Origin of the sequence: Endozoicomonas acroporae (assembly GCF_002864045.1) — a bacterium.
GTDB lineage: Bacteria > Pseudomonadota > Gammaproteobacteria > Pseudomonadales > Endozoicomonadaceae > Endozoicomonas > Endozoicomonas acroporae.
Window position 1 is genome coordinate 1 of record NZ_PJPV01000053.1, and the last position, 23,802, is coordinate 23,802.

Consider the following 23,802-nt stretch of genomic DNA (forward strand, 5'->3'; position numbering starts at 1 on the left):
TATCGGGAGCATATAAGTAGCTAACCATATGGAATCATATATTTCTGACTCCTTGTTCAGGCACTCTGCTTCGTTACAACTCCGGTCACATAGCTACGGCTATGCTCCCTCCGTTGTGCCTCGCATAGTACCTGCCCAAGTAGCCAGAAATATATGATTCCATATGGCCAGCTACTTACTCAATACTCCGCCGATCCCGCGGCAATCATACAGAAATATAAGAGTGGCTGCTAATGCTTTTTCGGTCTTTACTGGTGTGTTCTGTCAGCTTTTTTAAGAGCTGGGTACCTGACTGGATTGCCCAGAACCGGTGATGATGCTGGACATCCAGTCAGGGATATGTCCCGGGGCAGGGGGCTGGCAACGATACCTTCCACCCAGTGAGGTATCCCCGGGTTCTGCAATTTTCCGGACAGCTTTTTGGTTAGTGGATCAGATTGGCCCAAACGTCAGTTTGTCTATCTGATCCGTAAACGCCTGATTCAACCGGATTGATTGGACTCCGCCAGCCATAAGGCAATTCTGGCAAACGGTGGCTCAGCCTTGTACTTATTGGCAGTCTCGCTTTTGAAGAACGTTCTGGTGAAATCATCACTGTCTTTCAGGCCCTTAGCGGCAATCTCGTTGCTGAGTTCTTTCTTCTCGTCAGCCTGGCCATGGTTCAGTATGCTGTGTGCTTTGGCTAAATGTGTAAGATTCTCCGGATTGATACCAAGTTTGGCAAATTCGTCCGCAAATATTGAATTTCTTGCGACAAATGAAACCAGCAAGGCTGCATCATTGGTCAGGGTAGCGCGGTTGTCTGCACCCTGTCTGGCCAGTAATTGTTTCAGGTGATACGGTTGATTACCCTGCAGCAATTTAGTGATGCCTTCATTATTGCCCAGCATGTCGATCAGCCCTGAGTCGGAGTCGAACAGCTGTTGTTGTAACGCCAGGATCTCTTTTGCCAAATTATCTGCACACAGCTTCTGCCGTGGGTAGATCAGGCTTCCTGTTAGCTTGCTGACTTGTTCCCGGTCGAATTGGTCAAAAGTTATTGACTCTTTGAAGTTACCGATTCCGGTATTGCCAGCGATCTGCATTTTGGCCATCCTTAATGCATCTTTCAGTTGATCCTTTTGTTCCTTGTCAAAGTTTGCTTCCGAGAATTGGGAGTCAATAAAACTATTCATTAACTGATCCCGAAAAAAACTGAAATTTTGCGATGTCATGCCATAGCCCGGAGGCAGGGTAATCGGATTATCGTTGTCCATGTCGGCGCTATCCTTTAACTTCTGGCAGTCATCCTGATTGTCAGGATTCTCATCCAGTTTGCTGTTAGCAAACGCTTTGAGGGAATTAATGTCATGGCAGTTGGTGAGGGTCAGGAGGATTTGAATGGCTTTGAGCTGGCTGGACTCTTCAACCAGGATATCATCCAGATTAAAAGCACTGGTGAAATTTTTGCACATTAGTGCAATATCGCTAGCGTCTAGCCCTTCAGTATCTGGCTTTTCAGTACCTGTCTTTTCAGTTTCAGACTTTTTAGCATTCAGGATGGCCGATATATTCTCGTTGAATGTGTTCAATCGGGTTGCCAGAATTTCGGCTCCCGGCCGATTGTCGAAGCTGTCAGCTGTAAACTCAGGGACTGATTGTGCTGCTGGGGCCGGTTGTTCGGTTGATTGAGTTGATAAGGGTAATGGGACTTTTGCAGATTCAACGTGCATGTAACCACCTGTTTCGTAGGAGTTTTGTTGTTATGGCTTATTGTCAAAACTGGCAATGTTTTGGGCATAAACCGGTTGGTCTTTGTGTCCATCTGCCTGCGTTGCAGCAATCCGGACACTATCGTAGACCATTGACTACCGAATTAGTTTCATAAGTCGTGCGATTTGCTCAGTTGATTACCAGCATTAACCAAGCACCTCAGAAGAGGTGCTGACAGTGGTTATTGATTGTCGCTCAATTATTCAATGCCAAAAATTCACGAGAGGGCGCAAAGAAGGCACAGCCAGTGACTGGTGTTGAAAAATTCATCAAATGATCATAGTGACCATGGGCATCGGCTTTAATCATCGCTTTCAGCATCAGATTAAAATGTTTTGGTGTCTTGCCATAGGCAATAAAGAACAGGCCTGACTCCCTGGCGTCACCATAAGGCATACTATGGCGGAGAATCTCCATACTGTTGCCGTGTTCGTCTTTCAGGTTGACCCGTTTGATATGGGCTATGGGAGCCTTCTGTTCAGCACTGAACTCAATATTGTCCTCCTTGGTGCGCCCCATAATGGTTTCCTGATCTTTCAGCGGACACTGTTCCCACTCTTTTAAATGGTGAACATAGCGCTGGGTGTGGATATAGCTGCCCCCTGCAAACGGGCTATCTTCTTCCCCCACAAGCGCGACATCTGCACGGTGCTCACCTTCAGGGTTTTCAGTGCCATCGACAAATCCGGTCAGATCACGGCTGTCCAGATACCGGAAACCGCTGATGTCTTCCTGAACCTGCACGTTATTGCCCAGCAGGCGAAGCACCTGGCCCATCAGCAGAAAATTGATGTCCTTTCGGTCTGAGCGAATGTGCAGCAGCAAGTCGCCGGGAGTTGCAGGCGCTTCCCGATCAGCGTCCTTGGTGGCCATAAAAGGGCGCAGAGCCCCGGGTTTGCTGCCGGAATAAAGCCGGTCCCAGGCAGCACTGCCAATACTGATGGTTGAGCTGAGCCTGGCATTGGGGTATTGCCTCGCCAGAGTTTCAGTAAGCTCTGGAATGCCGGAGAGCGTCTGGCGGATTTGCGATAGGCTGTCGCTGTCGTTTTCTTTGATCGTCAGTATCAGAAATTGAGCGTTGGTATTGGCATCCGGAGTGATGCCGGACTGAGGCGTTGGCATGGTCTTGAACCTTGAAAGTCTATGTATCGAATAAAGTCGGTGTCTGGTTGTGGTGGACTGATCATTATATTAAGTAGTTGGCCAAATGGAATCGTATATTTCTGGCTAAGTGGGCAGTTGCTATGCAAGGCGCAACGTAGGGAGCATAGCCGTAGCTATGTGACCGGAGTTGCAACGCCGCACGACTGCATGGATGCAGGAGATAGAGCAACGCAGGAGCAGTTGCCGGGAGTGACTGACAACTTAGTCAGAAATATATGATTTCATTTGGTTAACTACTTACCACCACGGAGCATTGGTTACTGTCAGGGATCAATGTTGTATAGACGTCAGGGTTAAATCATTTTGGTGATGAAAGCAGCCAGTGAAGATTAGTCACTCTGCGGGTGAGTATTTTCATCAATGCTATCAAGGTCAGTTATTGATTTGTCAGCAATGAGTTTTTTCAGTCCCGGAGAGGTAGGAAGGTGGTCGATCTGCTCTGCAAATTTCACCCGGTCTCTTAATGTCAGTTTTGACAGGTCTTGCAGCGAGAGAGGAGTGTTATTACAGCCTTTGTTATACGCGACCGAGATTTTTGCGCCCTCCCTAACAGCGGACACAGCCAGAAAAACGGTTTTATGCTTTAGTCCCGAAAACGCATCTCCCAAATATTCCCCGTTGGTTTTGAAGCCTATGGTTCCTGTAATCATATCTATTATGCAGCTTATCTTTTTGGGTACTTCAAATACCCCATCCACTTTGTCTTTGGGGTAATTGCCTATGGTTTGGCCGTTATGAATCAGTTTATTGTTATTTATGTCCCAGCCCCAGGAGGACTCTGTGCTACCAAGAAGATTGGTATAAAAGTTTGCATGTTTAGGAGCTTCTGCCAATGCAACCCCAATCACCGCATGAGATCCTCGCATCTCGGTCGACCATTTAACATCCAGAATATGCAAGCCTTTAGAAAAGCCGGTATCTGACATGGCAAGCTCGGTACTAAGCAAAGCAGGTTCACAATATAATTTTGATGGCACCCCATCGATGATGCGAACATTGTGACTGCTTTTGTCCGGATCCCAGGTGGTGCAGATAGAGACACAGGTATACTTATTTCTTTCCATGTCTTCCAGACGTATGCCTGTAGGGCTGCACTTGGGCAATGGAACCATTTGCCTGACACTCCTTCCTTCCCGGCTGTTTCCGGTTGCTGCCTGTTGTCGGCAGGGAATATCTTGCAAACGCTTTGGCCAACACGGCAGACAATGTGAAAAAAGACTTTTCAGGTTCACGAATTGATTCTTACAGTTGCAAATTACTAATCAGTCAGACAGCTTTAGAATGAAAAAGTTCTTATTCTTACTGCTATGGGAGAAAATGGTGTAAGTGATGAACGTGAATGATTACTTATTTCTGTTCATAAAGACGCTCTATAAAATACTCCCTTGTGATTAAGGCGCAGAAGGAGTTGACCCCTTGCTATCGGCTTCGGCAACTTATCAGCGGGTGTGGCATTTTGCCTGGCCTGCCATTATTTCCAATATTTCGGTACCGCTGCTGGGGTTGGTGGATGCGGCTGTCCTTGGTCATCTCTCTGCACCGGAATATCTGGGTGGTGTTGCCGTTGCGGCAACCATGTTCAGCATGATTTTCTGGGCTTTCGGTTTTCTGAGAATGGGGACCACCGGGCTGGTTGCCCAGGCAAAGGGCCGCAATGACCGTTACGCCCTGAGAAAGTGGCTGTTACAGTCGGTGGTTTTTGCCGCTCTCACAGGCTTGCTGCTGATTCTCTGCTCCCCGTTGATTTTACAATTGGCGTTGCCTTTATTTGCCGCCAGTGATGTGGTGGCGAGGCAGGCTGAAATCTACTTTCAGATCCGGATATTGTCGGCACCAGCCGTATTGGTTAACTATGCGTTGATTGGTTGGCTGATAGGAATGCAGATGCCGAAGGGGCCGTTGTTTATCCTGGTTGTGGGTAATGCCGTCAATATTGTGCTGGACCTGTTGCTGGTCCTTGGTCTGGGCTGGGCAACCCAGGGTGCCGCGTTGGCAACGGTGATTGCTGACTATCTGGCGCTGGCTCTTGGGTTGTTGCTGGTGAGGCGAATTCTGGCCGGTGATGATGGCCAGTTCAGTACTGACATGGTGTTTGATATGGCTGCGTTTCGTCGGCTGATCATGCTCAATCGCCACCTGTTTGTCCGCACATTGTGTCTGTTATCAGTACAGGCATTTTTTACCGCCCGGGGCGCTCGCCTGGGGGATGAAGTGCTCGCTGCCAATGCGCTGCTGATGAATCTGATGGTGCTGATTTCCAATGGCCTGGATGGATTCGCTCACGCAGCAGAAGCCTTGACCGGTGAGTCCATTGGCAAAGGTGATCGCCGACAGTTTCATCAGATAGTCCGGGTAACCGGCTGGTGTTCCCTGATCTGTGGCGGGCTGTTCTGTCTGTTGCTTGGCCTTGGCGGGCAGGCTTTGCTGGGTTGGTTGACCAATATTCCGGAGGTTGCAGAACAAGCCTCTGTTTACCTGCCCTGGCTGGTAGCCATGCCGCTGATTGCCGTTTGGTGTTTCTGGCTGGATGGCGTCTTTATTGGCGCGGTCAGAACCGATATGATGCAGAACACGATGCTGATTGCCACGGTTCTGGTGTTTCTCCCGGTCTGGTTCCTGTTTCGTGATATGGGAAATCAGGGCTTGTGGCTTGCTTACACGGTTTTTATGGCCGCCCGGGGCCTGGGCCTGATCTGGGTGTATCGCCATTTTAGTAACAACGATGTCTGGTTTGCAGCCCGACATGACCTTTTATGAGGAGCTGGTTTGAAAGACTGGTTTAACGTTTGATGTCAGACATGTTGCTTGAAGAGAACGCTGGCACTATTGAAGTGCAGCATGAGCTGGATACCTGTGGCCTGTTTTGTCCGGAGCCGGTGATGCTGCTGCACAATAAAATCAGGGATATGGCTTCCGGTGAGGTGGTTCGGGTTCTGGCGACTGACCCTTCCACTAAACGTGATATCCCCAGGTTCTGTAATTTTCTGGAGCACCAGCTTCTTCAGCATCAAGAGACAGATGCTGTTTTTTCTTACTGGATCAGAAAGAAAAAGGTGGAACGGGTTTAAGGCGCTGTCCTGAAATAATTTCCACATTTCTGAGTTTCAAAACTACGTTCGCCCTGAGTGCTGAGCTTGTCGAAGCATCGAAGGGCGTGAACTCCGGCCTCATGTATTGTGCCAATCACCCTTCGACAAGCTCAGGATGAACGGAGATCGAGTTCAAAATGTGGAAATTATTTCGGGACTTCCTAAGTGCCCCTTGAAAATATCAAAGGGCGGCATGGGATCGGAAAGGCTTAAGCCATTGCAGCCATATCTTCAGGCAATGGCGTCAGACTATTTATCAGCGCGTCAGCAGCACTGCTGGCGGCGGATTTTTCGCCGTCTTGATAATGCTCTCTAACCATGGCATCACTGCGCTCCAGACCCATTGCCAGGGCAGTGCTATCTGAGAGTGCTGGATTGTCTGCCTGCGCCTGTGTTTTCAGTGATAAAACCTGGGCAGCTTTCAAATAAGACTTCAGGTGTTCCTCCGAGTGGTGCGTGATGATTGAAGCCAGCACCATTGCTTTTGTGGTCATCTCAGATACAGGGTGGGATCATCAAGCAAAATGATTTTTTTTAAAAATATTGACTTGCAAAGACTGCGCATCCGTCAGGAGAATCACTGATAAAGGCATTTTCTCGTTTAAACAGTAAACAATCCAGTACACTGTCTTCGGAGCGGCATTGTTCAAACCATGAGCCTAAAGCCTTACGCAGATTGCTGCCTTCAGGAAAATTCTTAAGGTATTCCAGTACCTGATCTTTATCGATCTGTCGTTCATTAACAGGCTGGCCGGTGATACAGCAGTGTGCCAGGAAGAAAAAATGGATTTGAGATTTCTGAAATGAGCACCTGAGGGTTTGGATGGATTGCCATACCTGCGCTGCCGACACTTTTTGATGGTCAATTGGCAGTTCAAGCTGCATAGCTATGAATTGCAGAATACATTGCAAACGACGTTGCTCTTCTTTGACCGGTACGCTGTTTAAGATTTGCCAGGCCTGGTGAATGATCTCCCTGGCCTCTTTGATGGCATTGTACCGTTGAGATTGAACCAACCTTTGTATCAGGTATTCGGCTTGCTTTAACGAATAATTCCCGAGGGATTTATTAAACGCTGATAATACTTTCTGGTTATCCAGATAGCTGCCATTCAATGCTCTGTCATTCAATGCCAGCAGAGCATAAAAAATAGCGTTTTCGAACAACCAGCCACCGCGTTGAAAGTCCTTGATCACCTCATCCGGTGTAACCGGCTGGCCAGCTAATGGAAGGCCTTTCAGGCAACATTCCGCTTTGAAGCGCACTAACCCCAGTTTGCCTTCCGGATTATCCGGGAAAGCTGTAACGACCAGATCCGGTGTGAGCTGCTCGCCATTTAACGGCAGGCTCCTGAGACAACAATCTGCTTTGAAGCGTGCTATGCCCAGTTTACCTTCCGGGCTATTCGGGAAACCCTGAACCACCTCATCCGGTGTGACCTGCCTGCCATTCAATGGCACGCCCCTCAGGCAGCATTCTGCTTTAAAATGCGTTAACCCCAGCTTGCCTTCCGGGCTATCCGGGAATTTCTTGACCACCGCCTCCGGTGTAACCCGCCGACCACTTAACGCCAGGCCCTTCAGGCAACATTCTGCGGTAAAGCGTGCTAACTCAAGTTTGCCTTCCGGGCTATCCGGGAAAGCCTTAACCACTGCCTCCGGGGAGACCAGCCGACCATTTAACGTCAGCCCCTTCAGGCAACATTGCTCTTTAAAGCGCGCCAGCGCCATTGTTGCTCTGGTGGTCTGAAAACCCTGAACTACCGCCTCCGGTGTGACTGGCAGGCCATTGAGCATCAGGCCCCTCAGGCAACATTCCGCTTTGAAGAATACCAGCCCCAGTATGCTTTTCGGACTATCGGGGAAATCCCTGGCCGCCTCATCCGGCGTGACCTGTCGGCCATTCAACAGCAGGTTCTTCAGGCAGCATGTGGTTTTGAAGCGTGCTCTTGCCAATTTGCCTTCCTGAGTATCCGGGAAACCCTTAATCACCAGGTCCGGTGTGACCTGTCGACCATTCAACTGCAGGCCTGCCAGACAACATTGTTCCTTAAAGCGCGCGAGCTCCAGAGTTGCTCTGGCTGCCTGATAATCCTTGACTACCGTTTCCGGCGTGACCGGCTGGCCATTCAACGAAAGGTTTTTCAGGCAACATTCCGCTTTGAAGCGAGCCATTGCCAGTTTGCCTTTCGGGCTATCAGGGTAAGCCCCGGCCACTTCATCCGGCGTGACCGGCAGGCCATTGAGCAACAGGCCCCTCAGACAACATTGTTCTTTGAAGAGCGCGAGCTCCAGTATTGCTCTAACTGCCTGATAATCACTGACTACCTCATCCGGCGTGATCGGCTGGCCATGTAACGGAAGGCCCCTGAGGCAACATTCCGCCTTGAAGCGTGCAGGCTCCAATGTTGCTCTGGTTGCACGATAATCCCTGGCTACCGTCTCCGGTGTCACCTGCTGGCCATTCAATGGCAGCCCCTCCAGGCAACATTCCTCTTTGAAGCGCGCTATCCCCAGCCTGCCTTCCGGACTATCCGGGAAACCCTTGACCGCCGCATCCGGTGAGACCTGCTGGCCATTCAACGCCAGGCTTTTCAGACAACAGTCTGCTTTGAAGCGCGCCAGCTCCAGTGTTGCCCCGACCGCCAGATATTCCCTGACCACCGTATCTGGTGCGACCTGCTGGTCGTTTAACGGAAGGCCTTTCAGGCAACATTCCGCTTTGAAGCGCGCCAGCTCCAGTGGAGCCCTCGCCGTCTGATAATCCATAACCACCTCATCCGGTGTCACCAGCTGGCCATTTAGCGGCAGTTTTTGCAGGCAACATTCTGCTTTGAAGCGGGCCAGCTCCAGTGGTGTACCGGCTGCCAGAAAATCCTTAACCACTGCATCCGGTGTGATCTGCTGGCCATTCAATGCCAGACCTTTGAGGCAGCAGTGTTGCTTAAAGTGCGCTAGCTCCAGTATTGCCCTGATCGCCTGATAACCCTTAACCACCTCATCTGGTGTGACCTGCTGGCCATTTAACGGAAGGTTCCTCTGGCAACATTCCCCCTTGAAGCGCGCCAGCTCCAGTTTTGCCCTGATTGCCTGATAATCCCTGGCCACCGCATCCGGTGTGACCTGCTGGCCGCACAACGCCAGGCCCCTCAGGCAACATTCTGCCTTAAAGCGCGCTATCCCGAGCCTGCCTTCCGGACTGTCCGGAAAAGCCTTGACCACCGAATCCGGTGTGACCTTCTGGCCGAACAACGCCAGGTCCTCCAGACAACAATGTTGCCTGAAGCGTGCCAGCTCCAATGCTGCCCCGATTGCTCGAAAATTCTGAACCACCGTCTCCGGTGCGACCCGCTGGCCATTCAACAGCAGGCCCTTCAGGCAACATTCCGATTTGAAGCGTGCTATCGCTAGTTTGTACTTATGATTTTGACCTGGCTTGCGGTTGAATTCCCGAATGACCTGGTCCGGGGTGACTTTTTTATCATCATAAAGAATGTTCTCTAAGCAGAGTTTTAGCAGAAAGAAACCACCCCTAAGCGATGTGGTGTCTCTGCCATAGGCTGTGAGCACATCAGCCGGGGTGATTTGGCGTCCTTGTAATGGTTTTTTTTCCCAGAAAGCATCTTCAGTACATTTGCCATGATCCGGGGGGCGAGCTGTGCCACTACTATAAGATGGATGATTTTCAACTTTTTTACCGTTAAAGGCCCTTCCGGGGCGGTCAGTAAACCGGCTTGAGCCAACATGTCGGTTATACCGGCCAGCAGGTTTTGGGTGGGATCTGGTTGATGCTGTGGCTGGCAAAATAAACCCTTCACACCAAGACAATAAATACCGTCATTGGACTTCAAAATAGCGGTTAGGTTCCGTTTACGGTGTATCAGGGCAAGCCGTAAACATGAGACAAGACCCGTTCCTGATTGCATGGCAATCATCTTGCGTAACCAGAAATTTTCGGCAGTGGAACTTTTTTCTGGGCCCGGGCTCAAAACAACCCGGAATAAAAGACGAAGGTTGACTTATGCATCAAGCCGCTGATGTTTCGCTCCAGCTAAAATCATTTATTCTGAATCCTCAAATAGAGGATTCAGATATTCCATTCGCTTTTTTCGGTTTCAGGAAGGTGCATGTGCAGGAAGTACGTAACCAACCGGATACCTGTCATTTGGCGGCACTTCCTGACAAAGCACTGGAACTCATTGCCCGGCAGTTGAGTTTTTCTGATTTCGTCAATTTCAGTGCGACGAATACACGTCATATGTCGTGCCTCCGGTCAGATTCCCTGATTAAAGAAATTTTTGACCGCGATACATCCATGACATCGCTGCTCTTGGAAAGGGCGAACAACAAAGCGAAATGTTACCTGGGCTGCCTGCAGTGGAATGACCAGTGGCTCACACCGGATGCAGTGATTGAGGCCTTCCCGGATTGTCCACAAAGCAAGATGGGAATAGCGCAGTTCAAGGCAAAATGTTGCCTGAGAGGCACGCCGTTGAATGGTCGGCCGGTCACTCCGGAAGCAGTGGTTGAGGCTTTTCCGGACACTCCCGAAGGCCGACTGGCGCTGGCCCTCTTCAAAGTGGAATGTTGCAAGATGGAGCTGTCGCTGTATGGCCAGCCGGTCACCCGGGAAGCGGTGGTTGAGGCTTTTCCGGATACTCCGGAAGGCCAGCTGGAGCTGGTGCACTACAAAGTAAAATGCTGCCTGAGAGAGCAGTCGCTTTATGGCCAGCCGGTCACCCCGGAAGAAGTGGTTGAGGCTTTCCCGAATACTCTGAAAGGCAAGTTGAGGAGAGCGTGCTTCATAGAGAGATGTTGCCTGAGGAACCTGCCGTTGTATGGCGAGCCGGTGACACCGGATGCGGTGGTCGAGGCTTACACGGATTGTCCGAATAGCAAGATTTTGATAGCGCGCTTCAAAAGGGAATGTTACCTGCATGGCCTGACGTTGAAGGCGGTTTGAGCAAGTTTGTAGTAGCGGTAGTGAGCAAACTTATACCAATTCCGCCTTCTAAATATGAGATCGAGCAAGTCATTTTGGACAGCTGGGCAAGGCGGAATGACGAGTAATAGCAGGGCTATTGCGAGGAATTCCAACGAAGACCAGCTGTTCAAAATGGCTGCGCAGTTCATATTTAGAAGGTGGAATTGGTATTACACAACCGGCCTTCAAGTGAGGCGCGGGGCCGGATTACAGCGTTTTATGCCGCCACACTGTGCACTGGGCAACCGAATGCTGATATTTTCGGGCTGTTTCCCTGATCACAAACGGGAGATCAACGGGGGGGCGAACCTCTTCAAAATGTTTGCTCAACGCTCTTTGCAGTCCGGTATAGGTGTCCAGGGCTTCACCATTTTCACGGATGCCTCCAAGCCAGTTCTGCCGGGGCGTATACTCTTCCAGCCAGGTATAGGGCGAAGTGATCACGAGGATGCCGCCGGGGCGTATGCGCTCATGAATCATGTCCAGAAATTGCGCGGGGTTATTCAGGCGATCAATCAGGTTACCGGCAAAAACAAGATCATAGTCGTTAAACATGGGTTTCAGGTTGCAGGCATCCCCCTGGGTAAAGCGGATACGGCTGGTATCGATATTATCCAGACCCATCTCCGTGGTATCGGCAATAAAGTAATCACCCAGTTCGCCTTCTGTGGTCAGGTGGTAGCGTATTTTTCCGCGCTCCTGCAACTCGGCCGCCGCAGAAATGAATCGGGCAGAGAAGTCGATGCCGTCCACATGTTGAAACCAGCGGGCCAGTTCAAAGCTGGTGCGTCCTACTGAGCAGCCCAGGTCCAGTGCCCGTGTTCGAGGTGTCTCGCCACTGACTTCATGGCAGAGGCGGGCACAGGCTTCGGGGTAGTTGGGTACATCAAAGTAAGACTCCCCAAAATGGAACGCCAGATATTGGGCAACCAGGGCATCGCTCTCATAAGGGTTGCTGGAGGTATTGGTCATGGCACTGGACTCTACGTAACGGAAACCGGCATGCTGAAAGAAGTGGCGGCGAAAGGCGTAGCGGGATTCTTTAATAGCGTAGTTGCCGGTTGATATCCAGCAACCCCCTTTAATCAGATTGTGTCGTCCATCAAAGGTCGGGGTTGAGAAATCATCGTAGCAGGGGTGGACACGGAATCCTTCATAACCGTCAATGGGGGTGGTGGTCCATTGCCAGACATTCCCGATAATGTCACACAGCTCCCCGGTTCTGAAGTGGTCAACCGGGCAGGATGAAGACCAGTATTCGAGATTGATATTTCCGGGGGCTTTATCCCACCGGGGCTGGTCAGTACTGATGGCCTCCCTCAGGTGGTACCATTCGGCTTCACTGGGCAGCTGAATCTGTTTGCCGGTCACTTCTGATTTCCAGCGACAAAAGGCCTGGGCTTCATGACAGTTGACGTCTACCGGCCAGTTCCAGGGCATGTCGATCTCTGCCAGCATGGTGCGGTAGCGATAACTGTCCCCATCGGGGATCCAGAATTCGGGGTGGCGCACTTTACCATCGGTGTTGCTGAATGTGTTCCAGGCCCAGCCTTCATCTGTCCACCAGCGTTCATTGTCATAACCACCGGCATCAATAAAGGCTTTAAACTCCTGATTGCTCACCAGGTATTCGCTGGCTTTGAAGGGGGCCACCTCAACCTCGCAGCGGCCATATTCATTGTCCCAGCCGTAGAGCGAAGCATCGTAATTTTTGCCCAGGCGCAGTGATCCTCCGGGCATCTCAATCAGGCGGTTGTCCGGTGCTGACCCTGTGTCTGTGCAGTGTTGCCAGTAACTGTGTGGCTTGACGCAGGCGATTGGCAGCTGGCGAATCAGTACTGATGAGGTTTCCAGATGAATGCGTTCATGTTCAATGCCCATCAGAATGATCCAGGCCTGACTCTCCCAGTTGATGGGTATCTCCAGTGGCATGGTCCGGATGAAACCGGAAACCAGTGCCCTGACTTTACTGCGGTAGTCGCGGACCTGTTGCACGGTTGGCCATTGGTAATTGTTGTCGTCCAGATCATCCCAGGACATCTCATCCACACCAATGGCAACGGTGGACTCAATATAAGGGTCAACTCGTTCCGAGATCAGTTTTGCGGTGATCAGTTTGTTCACAAAAAAAGCGGCAGTGTGCCCGTAATAGAAAATCAGCGGGTGACGGAGGGGGATTGCCTTTTCGTACCAGGCTTCCTGGCAGGCCAGGGTTTCAAACAGCAGCTCATATTGATCAAACGTCTGGTGGAAATAATTTAATAACTCCTGTCGTTTGTTCTCAGGACTGCCGTCGTTTAAGACTATGGTTCGAGTTATTTTTTGGGGATGAGCGTCCGGGGTGACACTGTGGTCTATTTGACTCGCAGTATTCTCAGCCACGTTTCCTCTCCTGAATGTTGGTGTGTGGGGCGTTGAGCAATCAGTTAGCCGTCAGCAGAACCAGCACTAAACAGTATGGTGTGCTTCATTATAGAGAAACAGCATATCCACGACTTATTGCTGTCAAACGATAGTGTACGGAGCAAATGCAATAGGTGATCAAACTTACTGATTTGTCTTGCTACTCCCTTCAGGCTCCTGGTACATGGTTTCAATGATTTTGACGTGCACAATCTCAGTTCACCCTGAGTGCTGAGCTTGTCGAAGTATCGAAGGGTCGTGCCACCGAACTTCGACAAGCTCAGTCCAGTCAGGCAATGAAAATAGGGAAGTTATTTCCAGACAACTCCTTAATACCAGGCCATGTATGGCAAGCGGATGGAGCAGCTGCTGAACTATCTGGAGGAAACCGAAGATGCGGCTACTTTTCGGCATAAACTGGTGGAGATGATGAAGGAAGCGCCTGCGGATGAGGCGGTGTAGACAGTAAGGAATGCTTCGTTTTTTGGGCAGTTGATGGGGTTGATGTCAGGTGGGAATTCAAGATTCAAGACCTAATGGAATGGTCCACCCCGCTCCCAAAACGGCTTAAATGAGCCAAGATAGAATGAGTTTTGCGGAACATCATTCAGAATAAGAAACGGAGCGAACCATTCATGGGCAAGATTAACAAATCAGGAGCAAGCCAGAAAGATCAGGTTGTTTTTTTCACTTTTCATCAGCCAACCAGCGAAAGCCCCCATTATTAATTACCAAAAGCCGAAGCCTGGTAAACCCAGAGAGGTTGAGCCGCCAGAAGTCAGCCTGTAGGCACCGGACGCTACTTCCGAGGTTGATCTACCACTGACGATTTGAGAGATAGCATGAGTAGTAGGGTGAATGGAGCTAAAAAAATTGTCGATGCTTGGCAATGGAGAAGAAGAGTACAGTCCTGGCTGGGACTGAACTGGTGCTGTGCGGATGGAACCAGTTCCCGGGTAAGGCGGTGGTTCAGCCGATAGTGGCTCCTGTTTATGTTGCTGCCTAACAGCAAGGGGGGGCAGTTCGGTGGAGGTGGTGATCTCTCGATTACCAAGCTTAATGTAATCGCAGTCATCTGAGCAGGCATTTACAAAAAGACACATGGCGCAAGAAAAGCAAACGCCAACAGACAGGCCGCTGAAGACACCAACGACAGTGTTACCAACTGTGCCTGCAGTATTATAGGCTACAACACCACCAATAGCAGCACCTCCAACGGCAGCCAACGGTGTAGTGATGCCACACGCAAAGCGATCTTGTTTAATTCGCTCACAATTAAGGGTGTAGTCACATAACCGGTGAGCCTCTGGTTGTGTTGTTACCGTTAAAGACCTGGAATTAGAGAAATTCATATACCTTATTATCCTCAGATTATTTGATACTTCAGATCCATAATTTTTATCAGCAATAATTTTGGCTGCGGACAGATAAAGTTATCTGACTTAATGATTCCCAAAAAGTTCCTTATGAATTACCACAGTAAAAGATAATTTCCTGTGGCGAATGATCGGAAGCAACTTGCTGGAATTTCCTTATTCATGTGCTCAATTGGCAGGCTCATCAAATCAGGAAAGCTGGTGTCGGAAAGCTGGAAAGCTGGGAAAAGGGAAAAGGGAAAAGCTGGTGTCAGGTCTTTCATTGTGCAAACGCCTCCTCTTATCTCTATAAACGACAATTGTTATGCATTATGAAAGACCTGCCCCCAGCTTTTGATGTGGAACTATTCCTTGCATACCTTGTCCGAGAAATCACCTATTTAATTTAAAGTGGTAAATTATGAATGTATCCAATTTAGGTAGCGCTTCAAGCTTACCGCCTGCCTATGAAGCTGTTATGGCCGAGACATTAGGTCCAGAGGTTACCCGATTTATTGAATCAATAGGTGGATATGCCACGGAATTACAGAGCAAAAATTTGCTCGATTATTTGATCAAGGCACATAATGCCCGGCACGGTCAAAACTACTGCTTATCTCGCGGATCAGTGACTCAAGAGATTTTTTCCGGTGGTGTATCAGTTGCAGAGAAGACGCGACAGAAAATACAACAGAAATATCCAGATATGGACAGCAAAATTGCTGAAATTTCAAGTTGTATATCCCATGGCAAGGACGTGTTGAAAGACGTTACACGAAGAAACTTGATCTTTTTGCATAATCTTGTTGAAACATATGTTCAGCAGGAGTTAATTAACGTAAACAACAAATGTGAACGTTTTAAGGATCTTGATCCGTACGCTTCTACCGCATGTCTGAAAGTTGATGATTATCGAGCAGTGGATAACCCACAGAATGCAAAAGAACTATTAATGGAGGGTTTAGATATTCCTTTTTTTCGTTGCGGGGATAATCAGGCTAAAGCGAGAATAGAAGCCTTATTCAAAGCAGCTCTTGGTATCGACCTATCGTAATTGGCCGATTTTATCCTCCTGATCATTCACGAAGCTTGTTTTAAATGGCTGTGACCTGACGTCGGGTCAATAATTTCAGTTATTCGAGTGCTAAAGTCGTTTTAATATCTACTTTTTGTCATTAACTGATCACTGAGTAAAGAGATATTTGATTACCTGAAGGCTATTTCTGTTGCAACCCCTCACTTTTCATCAGCCAACCTGCGAAAGCCCCCATTATTAATTAGCAAAAGCCGAAGCCCCCGGCAAACCCAGAGAGGTTGAGCCGCCAGAAGTCAGCCTATAGGCACCAGACGCTACTTCCGAGGTTGATCTAACACTGACGATTTAAGAGATAGCATAAGTAGTAGGGTGAATGGAGCTAAAATCGTCGATGCTTGGCAATGGAGAAGAAGAGTACGGTTTTGGCTGGGACTGAACTGGTGCTGTGCGGATGGAATCTTTTTCCGAGTAAGGCGGAGGTAGTTCTGACAGGACCCAAACAGACGCTGTAGGGTTGCAACCAGTTCCCGAGTAAGGCGGAGGTTCAGCCGATAGTTGCTCCTGTTTATGTTGCTGCCTAACTGCAAGGGGAGCCAGTTCGGTGGAGGTGGTGATCTCTCGATTACGAAGCTTAATGTAATCGCAGTCATCTGAACAGGCATTTACACAAAGACACACGGCGCAAGAAAAGCATCCGCCAACAGACAGGCCGCTGAAGACACCAGCGACAGTGTTACCAACTGTGCCTGCAATTTTATAGGCTACAAAACCACCAATAGCACCACCTCCGCCGGCAACCAACGATGTAGTGATGCCACACCCATAGCGATCTTGTTTAATTCGCTCACAATTAAGGGTGTAGTCACATAACCGGTGGGCCTCTGGTTGTGTTGTCACCGTTAAAGACGTTCCATTAGAGAAATTCATATACCTTATTATCCTCAGATTATTTGTTACTTCCGATCCATAATTTTTATTAACAATTATTTTGGCTGCGGACAGACAAAATTATCTGACTTAATTATTTCCAAAAAGTTCCTTATGAATTACCACAATAAAAGATAATTTCCTGTGGTGAAAGATCAGGTTGTTTTTCTCGGAATTCTGAACAAAAGTTAATTGAAGTTTTGAAAAAAACTGATCAATACATCATTATCAATTATGCCCGTGAGGTTTTCGGTCAGTAGCCCGGTGGCCATATCTCTCCTGTAGCTACTTATGTGCTTGTCAGTGACACTCTGCCAAAATAACAACAGGAAAGTAAGTATTTGCGTTGCTGGGACTATTATGGCAGGTACAAAGTTTGCTATGATAGTGCGTTATTTCGCGGGCGGCTGTTTTACCCGTTATGCGGTAGCCTGTGGTCATCCTTCGGCTATTGTCATGGCCGGGATTGTTGCCGAACTCTCTCATCCTTTGCATGAAGGCGGGGGTACTTCATGGCTGTAGTTGCCAAAAAGTCATCCATGATTTTTTTCTCGGATCCAGCTGACCATTACTGTCACCGTGTTCGTATTGTACTGGCAGAAAAGGGCGTTGCGGTTGACGTTCAGAATGTAAATCCGGAAAACCTTCCTCGGGAGCTTTCCGATCTGAACCCCTACAACAACGTTCCTACGCTGGTTGACCGGGAACTGGTTCTTTATGAACCAAACGTCATGATGGAATATCTAGACGAACGTTTCCCACATCCACCGCTGCTGCCGGTTTATCCAGTCAGCCGCGCCCAGAGCCGACTGATCATGCACCGCATTCAGAAAGACTGGTGTGCCCTGGTGGATACTATTCTGGATCCCAAAACCAAGGAGACGCCTGCGGCTCGTGCTCGTAAAGAGTTGCGGGAGAGTCTGTTGGCGGTTGAGCCTGTTTTTGCTGAAATGCCGTTCTTCATGAGCGAAGAGTTTACCCTGGTGGACTGCTGTGTGGCACCGATTCTCTGGCGTCTGCCGTTGCTGGGTGTTGAGCTGCCGAAACAGGGTAAGTCTATTCTGGACTATGCTGAGCGTTTATTTGAGCGTGAGTCGTTCCAGGAAAGCCTTTCTGAAATCGAAAAGGAAATGCGTGAGTAACCTGGCTGGCGGCGTGAAGTGTTTGTCCGGAGGCTGTTATGACAATGACCAGTAGCCGTTCGTATATTGCCAGAGCACTGTATGAATGGATTCTTGATAATGATTGCACACCCTATATTCTGGTGGATGCCTATCGCCGTGGCGTTGAGGTTCCCCAGGAGTTCGTCAAGGATGGCCAGATCGTTCTGAACATCTCGCCAACCGCGGTACGGGCTCTGAATATTGGTAATGATTACATCATGTTTGACGGTCGCTTCGGTGGTCGCGCCCTGACGATTACCGTACCTGTTCCGGCATTGATGGCTATTTATGCCCAGGAGAATGGTCAGGGAATGGTCTTTGAGGCGGAGCCGCTTGATGAGCAGGAAGAGGCAGAAGAGGTTCAGGCAGAAGTGCCGGATGAAGAGCCTCCTCCACCACCGAAAAAGCCGGGGCGTCCTCACTTAAAAGTGGTTAAGTAGCCCGTTTCTGATCCAAAGAGCCGCGATGCGGCTCTTTGTCAGGATGCTTCGATTAGCCTCTGTACAAAATTTCTCTGTTTCGGCATAAGCAGGCGATCTTTGAAATTTTCCATCGCCTGGGCAAGTGTTTCCATTTTGTTGCGGATTTCCGTGATGGAATTTTCGGGCAGGGTTTCTTCCGGGGCTGCATTAAGATTGCTTTTCGCACCAGATGATCTGTTTTTCGAAGCGTCACTGCCGACGGCTGGCAAACCGGGCTGACCTGAAATTGATTTCCTGGCCATTACTTCCTTTATAAGCGCCAGCAGTTGCCTTCGGCAGTTAAGGAGCGCTATCAGATTTTCACTGGCTGTTTTTATATTGGATACAAAGCAGGTAATACGATCCTGTGCTTCGATAATCAGTTCAAGGTCAGATTTGATCAGTGATAAATCCTGTGTTTCCTGATCACTGTCGAAGGTGAATAGTTGCAGTACATTGATGATCTCTTTTTGCAGTGTAAACGCATCTTGCAGTATTTGTTGATGTGTTGAGAATAATGTTGCCAGTTCAAAAACTTTATCACTGAGATTACGTATCGGCTGTTTTTGTACAGTGATTTTTGTATTTTTATCGATTTTTGACAGTTCTTTTTGTTTGGCCAGATCGGCTTCCACTTTTTTCAGATAGTCAGTGGAGCACACTAAAATACCCCGGCTTCTCTGCATACCCTGAAGTACGACATCAAAAAATTGTTTAATCAGTATCTCGGATCGTAACGACTTAATCTGAACAATCAATAGTGAGTCGTCCGGCGGGTTATTAAGCATCTCCAATACAAGGGTGTTGGCCTGTGATAGCTGACCACTCCCAAAATGTCGCCATGCCATTTTCAGTGAATCCAGTGAGCCAATTTCGATGTCCAAAGAAGCGATGTCTATATGGTCATCAACGTGATCACTACTGGCACTGCAGGGTGGTTGATGATTTTCCCCTGAGGTGGATTCTTCGCTGTCAGATTCATCGGGTTTCACAGTGTTTTGGTTCTTTTGTTCTGAGGTTATTGTTGACAGTTTGCGATTGATAATGGATTCTAATTTTTTCTGTTCCCTGGCATTATTTTCCTGCTCTTCCCTGATTAAAATATTCCAATACTTTTCTGCTTTGGCATTTTTAATCTCCAGCTCCTGACTGGTCATTTTTTTGAGTCTTTCTAATTGGGGTGACCAGATGGACTGGTAAAAATTGATCTGCTCGGTTGAATTAAATTTTCCCAGTATTTTTTCAACATTTTGGTAGAGAATCAGTTGGTCCTCTTGATCATAACTATCGTCTTGTTTTGCAGTTAAGTACTGAATTTTCAGCAATATTGTATCAATAAGAGGGTTAAACTGTGTGATGAATTCATGGTCACTCAAGTCCAGCGTAATGATCAGCTCCAGTGTCTCCAGCAGATTGCTTTCATCGTGGCAATAGGCTATCCACTGTTTGATCAGAGCTTGTATGGAGGCGACATTTCTATCGCTTAAACAGCTTGCAACAAGGCGCTTACAGGAAACCAATATCAATACCATGTTTTTTAAGAATTGTTCAGATATATCGGCGTACTGTAATGGGTCCAGCAATTCGATGAAGTTGGCTACCAGTTTTTCCAACTTATGATGTTGTTTGACGGTAATGTATTCTGCTGACTCTTTGGTAAGCAGGGTATTGTGAAATTCTACTAATTTCTGCGTCACCTCCTGTTCAAACAGAAGCTCTTCTTTAATATGAGCCAGTGCAGCAAAACCGTACAGTGTGTTGTAGGTTAACATGGCTTCTTGCATTTTGGTTTTTTCCAGAAAACTGTTTTTTGCCCTGTTTTTGGAGGCGTTTTCGAGTTCGCGGGTAATGATGGGGATATCCCGGGTGGCCAGTTCAATGCTCTGGTCAAGTAACTGAATGGCCCGGACATAAATATTGGCAGTGTTTCTTGCTTTTTTGGGGTTGGCATCCTGATATAACTGAATAAAGTCATCTGACAAAAGGTCAACACGTTGTTTCAGGGTTCGAACAATCTCTACCGCTTTTCTGGTTTGTTTTTTTGCTTCCAGTTTCTCGCTGATTTTGTACTTTGCCTGCAATACCGGGTCTGCGCACTGGGTTTTATGGCCACTGGCCAGTCTGTATTCCCTACTGTTTCTGGCGACGAGTGATGTTGTGTCTGTCGTATCGGGTTTTTGTCTGGCTTCGAGAGCCGGGAGTTCGCGGATGGGGCTGCCATGATCAAACAGGAATTTTGTCTGGTGATCCATTAACGACCTAAACGTCTCAAAAGACTCAGGCAGTGTCTGCCCCATCAGTGTGGCTGTTTTGCTGTAGGCGTAGGTAAACCAGCTGTGAGTCCATAGTGTTTCGGTAGCTCGTTGAGCCTTGATAGCGTAGAGCAATGTGTTCAGGCTGGCAGTCTCAAGGCGGTGTCGGATAAGATCAATATGGGGCATCCAGCTATGCAGAAACGGCGCTTCTGTCTGCAGGTTGCACTGCGGATCAATACGGGAAATCAGGCGAATGGTCATATAAATAGCCGAGAGGCCCGCCGCCTCTTCATAATGACTGATATCAGCCCCGTTATCAGTGGCCATTATGTAGGCAATGGCCGATTTTAAAAAGAACGTCAGGGACCGTGGAGTATCACCTCGGTGCAGGGATATATGGCCCTTGTATGCACAGTTCAGCATTGCCGAGCGTATTGTGGTGATGTCGGTTTTAGCATATTCAGGGGAATCACTGATTAACAGTGTCGGGGTTAATAAGCGGTTGATCTCTTCATTTACCGGAAAATGCACATCAATCTCTTGCCAGTCAGCGGCAGAAAAATTCTTTTTTTCTATATAATGCCCAGCATTGTGAATATGTTGGGGAATAATGGTCCTGTAATCAGGGTAGATCTCGTCGAACTCGGCAGGAAGAGTGAAGCGCAGCTTATGATATGTCTGGTTGCAGAAAGTCGGGTAGAGCGGCTGCATGGCAAGATTGAATGCTTCAGGAGATCCGGTCCGGGCCGCCAGAATCGCCAGTACAACGGGGGCTTGTATGTGCCATGCACGGTTGACGGTATGCAGGTCCCTGAGTATTTCAGTCATGAATATCGGGTTGTTCGCGTCACAGTGATGAATGATCTTATGCAGTGCCAGAAACAGTATGGATTCTATGTGATTTAACCGCTTTCCTGTTTCCAGTGCTAACAGTGTCGTATCCGAAAAGGCTTTCATATCAACGGTTATCGGATTCGTCTGGTCGGGTTCCTGAATAACCTTTAACACCTCATCAAATAAACTGTCGCCCAGGTTATCCAGTTTTTTCTTGCTCAGGCTATTACTGGTTTTCGGGTTGGAAATTATGGTTAACACGATCTGGATTTTTTTCCTGATGCGTTCCTCTCGGTCTGACTCTGTGGTCTCTGCCGGATTCGCTGGTCCGGCTGTTGTTTCTTTTGATGGCGTGTTTATTTTTGCAACACTGCTTGCTGGTCTTTCCGGGGGTAGGCTTTCGGTTTTCTGTTCGACAACATCTGAGCTTTGGTGCGCGCAGCCCGCTGTCTCTTCAGAGATGGCCTGCTGATGAGCCGGTGGTTGACTGGCGTCATGTTGTGGCTGTTTACACTCAGTTTCTTTAGCCCGGAAAGGCGCAATAAGATAATGTTCAGTCAGCATATAGGGCCTGAAAACGTTAATCAGCCCTGGCGATGGTGAGGCTGCATAATAATGGTCTCCTCCGGAGTGAGCAATAAATAATAAACTGGTTATTCGTGGATCATTTGCATCGCTATTAAACAGTGCTGGCTGTTTAGCCCTTAATGTTTTAATCAGATTTGGTGTTAATTGATTGGCTTCATGAATACTGTGCTTATGTTTCTCAATGTTTTGTTTTTTGGGATTGACTTTCAGCAAGATAATGGTTGTCCCGGTGACAATAGCCATTATGTGCAATAGAGAGCTCCATCCGTAGTGGCCGGTATCATTGGGATTAGCTGCCGGATTGGCAATGAGTCGGCTCTTCAGCAGGTCATGGATGGATTTGCCCGGCTCCGGAAGGATCAGAGTATTCAGTTCCTCGTACTCAGAGGCGCTCAATCCGGCGTTAAGTGCAGAGGCTATCCAGCAGTGGATCATACACCTAACCATATCAGGACGGATAACAACCTGCTCATGTGCAGTATCGTGGAGCGAGGTGCCCAGCAGAACATTATAGGTTTTCAGGAAGTTGGTTGCTGCTGCTCTGTTTTTATTCAGTCCACTGGCCAGGGACGCATAAAAACAATTGCCATCTTTTGCCGTATTTTCCAGATCAAAATCATTTCTCAGCAAAATCATCAGTTCATTGAATGAGTAGGCCGTTTCATGCCTGCATTTATCGGACGAAAGAATATTGATCAACGCCCTTTTTTCCTGGGATCTGGAATGTTTTAGCTGATAGGGTGAATCAAAAAAACTGTGATATAGCTGATCAGCAGAGTAGATGTTCCTGATTAAAGTAATTGCTTCAACAAACCCACTATTCAGTGCCTTAAAGGGTTCTGACTTATGTAAACCGGGATTTTTTGGGTGATAGTAAAGGGTGAAAACGTGCTTCTCTATTTTTGAAAGAGTCATTGCGCTATTGAGTATGACTCTCAGTTTTTGATTGTCTTCTGTCGTTGTGATTAAGTTGTCATGAAGTTTTTTCAACGAAAAAAGGTCGAGAGCCAGATAACCCATTGTCGACAAAACAGGAATAGTGCCTTTGTACTCTGTACTTATATGGGTGGGGATTCTGATGACATAATCATCCCGGGTGAGGTCCAGTTCTTTCATCCATGCGGTTTTAACCGAGCATTCAATTTTGATCCAGGGTTTTCCGGTATGAAACAGGGTTAACTGCCCTGATAAAGGTGATAGCTCACCATGATACGGTTGGTTACCAACAAGACGGAGGTTCGGGCTACAGTCTTTCCAGGGGAAATCTTTGCTAAACACAATTTGTTGCAGTCTTCGATTGAGTTGAATAAGTAGATTGTTGGTGGTTTTTTCATCATTCAACAGTATATCAATATCATTTACATTTTCATTGATACGAGTGTGTAGCAGGTCAATACCGCAGGAACCAAAGATAACCAGTTGCCCCGGATTATTACAGTGAAAGTACATGATTTCCGTCAGCACTTCATAGAAAATAGACCGTTTGGTTGTTGCCAGAGAGGGTTGTGTTATTTTTGCCGCACTGGCTAACGGCAGGTCTTTTTGTGCGATTTCCGGGGGAGTGCTTGATGCTGCCTCATGCTCAGCAGTTGCTTTAACGGGTGATGCAGGGTTCATTTCTTCGATTTTATAGCGGGTTAGCGGTTTTTCCAGCGGAGTATTTAACGGTGGAGTCTGACGATTTAATTGTCTCTCAACAGTATCGGCGCGAGCAGGGCCACTGGTGTTGACCCCGGTTAATAATGTTGTTGATGGCGCTGCGTTATTTGCCCCATTGGAAACCTGCATGGT

General features: G+C 48.1%; 16 protein-coding genes. 7 read left to right on the top strand and 9 right to left on the bottom strand.

The genetic code is table 11. From position 1 onward, the window contains the following. Window positions 1-482 precede the first annotated feature (482 nt). The 3 genes from CX664_RS09325 to CX664_RS09335 all read right to left on the bottom strand — a co-directional run bounded on the left by CX664_RS09325 (window position 483) and on the right by CX664_RS09335 (window position 3,980). Window positions 483-1,712 carry a hypothetical protein gene (locus CX664_RS09325; RefSeq protein ID WP_101746474.1) on the bottom strand — a complete coding sequence of 410 codons (1,230 nt, stop codon included), beginning with the start codon at window positions 1,710-1,712 and terminating at the stop codon, window positions 483-485. A 235-nt stretch (window positions 1,713-1,947) separates the two neighbouring features. Further along, window positions 1,948-2,874 carry a Dyp-type peroxidase gene (locus tag CX664_RS09330; protein ID WP_101746475.1) on the bottom strand — a complete coding sequence of 309 codons (927 nt, stop codon included), beginning with the start codon at window positions 2,872-2,874 and terminating at the stop codon, window positions 1,948-1,950. A 371-nt stretch (window positions 2,875-3,245) separates the two neighbouring features. After that, on the bottom strand, window positions 3,246-3,980 hold the full coding sequence (locus tag CX664_RS09335; protein ID WP_180966440.1) for an SPRY domain-containing protein: 735 nt from the start codon (window positions 3,978-3,980) through the stop codon (window positions 3,246-3,248). A 352-nt stretch (window positions 3,981-4,332) separates the two neighbouring features. On the opposite strand from CX664_RS09335, the gene CX664_RS09340 reads away from it, so the two are divergent. Together CX664_RS09340 and tusA are read left to right on the top strand one after the other, a co-directional pair. Next, window positions 4,333-5,673 (top strand): MATE family efflux transporter, encoded by a 1,341-nt coding sequence (locus CX664_RS09340; protein WP_101746477.1) that lies wholly within the window; start codon window positions 4,333-4,335, stop codon window positions 5,671-5,673. Window positions 5,674-5,705: 32 nt separating this feature from the next. Next, on the top strand, window positions 5,706-5,984 hold the full coding sequence (gene tusA / locus CX664_RS09345; RefSeq protein WP_101746478.1) for a sulfurtransferase TusA: 279 nt from the start codon (window positions 5,706-5,708) through the stop codon (window positions 5,982-5,984). Window positions 5,985-6,214: 230 nt separating this feature from the next. Here tusA and CX664_RS09350 read toward each other — a convergent pair whose 3' ends face one another. Both CX664_RS09350 and CX664_RS09355 read right to left on the bottom strand, forming a co-directional pair. Next, on the bottom strand, window positions 6,215-6,499 hold the full coding sequence (locus CX664_RS09350; RefSeq protein ID WP_101746479.1) for a hypothetical protein: 285 nt from the start codon (window positions 6,497-6,499) through the stop codon (window positions 6,215-6,217). 40 nt (window positions 6,500-6,539) lie between these two features. Beyond that, on the bottom strand, window positions 6,540-9,809 hold the full coding sequence (locus CX664_RS09355) for a hypothetical protein (RefSeq protein ID WP_101746480.1): 3,270 nt from the start codon (window positions 9,807-9,809) through the stop codon (window positions 6,540-6,542). Window positions 9,810-10,134: 325 nt separating this feature from the next. Between CX664_RS09355 and CX664_RS09360 the strand changes: the two genes are divergently transcribed. Beyond that, the gene (locus tag CX664_RS09360) at window positions 10,135-10,968 is read left to right on the top strand and encodes a hypothetical protein (protein ID WP_180966441.1); all 834 of its coding nucleotides are present in this window, start codon (window positions 10,135-10,137) and stop codon (window positions 10,966-10,968) included. A gap of 228 nt (window positions 10,969-11,196) precedes the next feature. On the opposite strand, the gene ovoA is transcribed toward CX664_RS09360, so the two are convergent. The 3 genes from ovoA to CX664_RS26320 form a co-directional block, all read right to left on the bottom strand. Continuing rightward, a complete protein-coding gene (gene ovoA, locus CX664_RS09365) occupies window positions 11,197-13,371 on the bottom strand; it encodes a 5-histidylcysteine sulfoxide synthase (protein ID WP_101746482.1) in 2,175 nt (724 codons plus the stop codon). Between the two features lie 749 nt (window positions 13,372-14,120). Next, window positions 14,121-14,744 carry a hypothetical protein gene (locus CX664_RS25620; RefSeq protein ID WP_145999912.1) on the bottom strand — a complete coding sequence of 208 codons (624 nt, stop codon included), beginning with the start codon at window positions 14,742-14,744 and terminating at the stop codon, window positions 14,121-14,123. Between the two features lie 119 nt (window positions 14,745-14,863). Continuing rightward, window positions 14,864-15,031 carry a hypothetical protein gene (locus CX664_RS26320; protein WP_163369798.1) on the bottom strand — a complete coding sequence of 56 codons (168 nt, stop codon included), beginning with the start codon at window positions 15,029-15,031 and terminating at the stop codon, window positions 14,864-14,866. A gap of 137 nt (window positions 15,032-15,168) precedes the next feature. Here CX664_RS26320 and CX664_RS09375 point away from each other — a divergent pair, with 137 nt between their 5' ends. The 4 genes from CX664_RS09375 (at window position 15,169) to CX664_RS09385 (ending at window position 18,313) form a co-directional block, all read left to right on the top strand. After that, complete coding sequence (locus tag CX664_RS09375) at window positions 15,169-15,801, top strand: hypothetical protein (RefSeq protein ID WP_145999913.1); 633 nt, start codon at window positions 15,169-15,171, stop codon at window positions 15,799-15,801. Window positions 15,802-17,070: 1,269 nt separating this feature from the next. Then, the gene (locus tag CX664_RS26325; RefSeq protein WP_163369794.1) at window positions 17,071-17,232 is read left to right on the top strand and encodes a hypothetical protein; all 162 of its coding nucleotides are present in this window, start codon (window positions 17,071-17,073) and stop codon (window positions 17,230-17,232) included. Further along, window positions 17,223-17,852 (top strand): glutathione S-transferase N-terminal domain-containing protein, encoded by a 630-nt coding sequence (locus CX664_RS09380; RefSeq protein ID WP_101746485.1) that lies wholly within the window; start codon window positions 17,223-17,225, stop codon window positions 17,850-17,852. The genes CX664_RS26325 and CX664_RS09380 overlap by 10 nt, the downstream gene beginning before the upstream one ends. A 38-nt stretch (window positions 17,853-17,890) precedes the next feature. Beyond that, the gene (locus tag CX664_RS09385) at window positions 17,891-18,313 is read left to right on the top strand and encodes a ClpXP protease specificity-enhancing factor (RefSeq protein WP_101746486.1); all 423 of its coding nucleotides are present in this window, start codon (window positions 17,891-17,893) and stop codon (window positions 18,311-18,313) included. A gap of 38 nt (window positions 18,314-18,351) precedes the next feature. On the opposite strand, the gene CX664_RS09390 is transcribed toward CX664_RS09385, so the two are convergent. Further along, a complete protein-coding gene (locus tag CX664_RS09390) occupies window positions 18,352-23,799 on the bottom strand; it encodes a hypothetical protein (protein WP_101746487.1) in 5,448 nt (1,815 codons plus the stop codon). Window positions 23,800-23,802 lie beyond the last annotated feature (3 nt).

What these genes read in the sequence shown, in the direction of transcription:
- CX664_RS09335 (WP_180966440.1), bottom strand. Translation starts at nt 3,980, where the DNA reads ATGGAAAGAAATAAGTATACCTGTGTCTCTATCTGCACCACCTGGGAT.
- CX664_RS09385 (WP_101746486.1), top strand. Translation starts at nt 17,891, where the DNA reads ATGACAATGACCAGTAGCCGTTCGTATATTGCCAGAGCACTGTATGAA.
- CX664_RS09380 (WP_101746485.1), top strand. Translation starts at nt 17,223, where the DNA reads ATGGCTGTAGTTGCCAAAAAGTCATCCATGATTTTTTTCTCGGATCCA.
- CX664_RS26325 (WP_163369794.1), top strand. Translation starts at nt 17,071, where the DNA reads ATGGCAGGTACAAAGTTTGCTATGATAGTGCGTTATTTCGCGGGCGGC.
- CX664_RS09330 (WP_101746475.1), bottom strand. Translation starts at nt 2,874, where the DNA reads ATGCCAACGCCTCAGTCCGGCATCACTCCGGATGCCAATACCAACGCT.
- tusA (WP_101746478.1), top strand. Translation starts at nt 5,706, where the DNA reads ATGTCAGACATGTTGCTTGAAGAGAACGCTGGCACTATTGAAGTGCAG.
- CX664_RS09390 (WP_101746487.1), bottom strand. Translation starts at nt 23,799, where the DNA reads ATGCAGGTTTCCAATGGGGCAAATAACGCAGCGCCATCAACAACATTA.
- CX664_RS09325 (WP_101746474.1), bottom strand. Translation starts at nt 1,712, where the DNA reads ATGCACGTTGAATCTGCAAAAGTCCCATTACCCTTATCAACTCAATCA.
- CX664_RS09375 (WP_145999913.1), top strand. Translation starts at nt 15,169, where the DNA reads ATGAATGTATCCAATTTAGGTAGCGCTTCAAGCTTACCGCCTGCCTAT.
- CX664_RS25620 (WP_145999912.1), bottom strand. Translation starts at nt 14,744, where the DNA reads ATGAATTTCTCTAATTCCAGGTCTTTAACGGTAACAACACAACCAGAG.
- CX664_RS26320 (WP_163369798.1), bottom strand. Translation starts at nt 15,031, where the DNA reads ATGAAAGACCTGACACCAGCTTTTCCCTTTTCCCTTTTCCCAGCTTTC.
- CX664_RS09350 (WP_101746479.1), bottom strand. Translation starts at nt 6,499, where the DNA reads ATGACCACAAAAGCAATGGTGCTGGCTTCAATCATCACGCACCACTCG.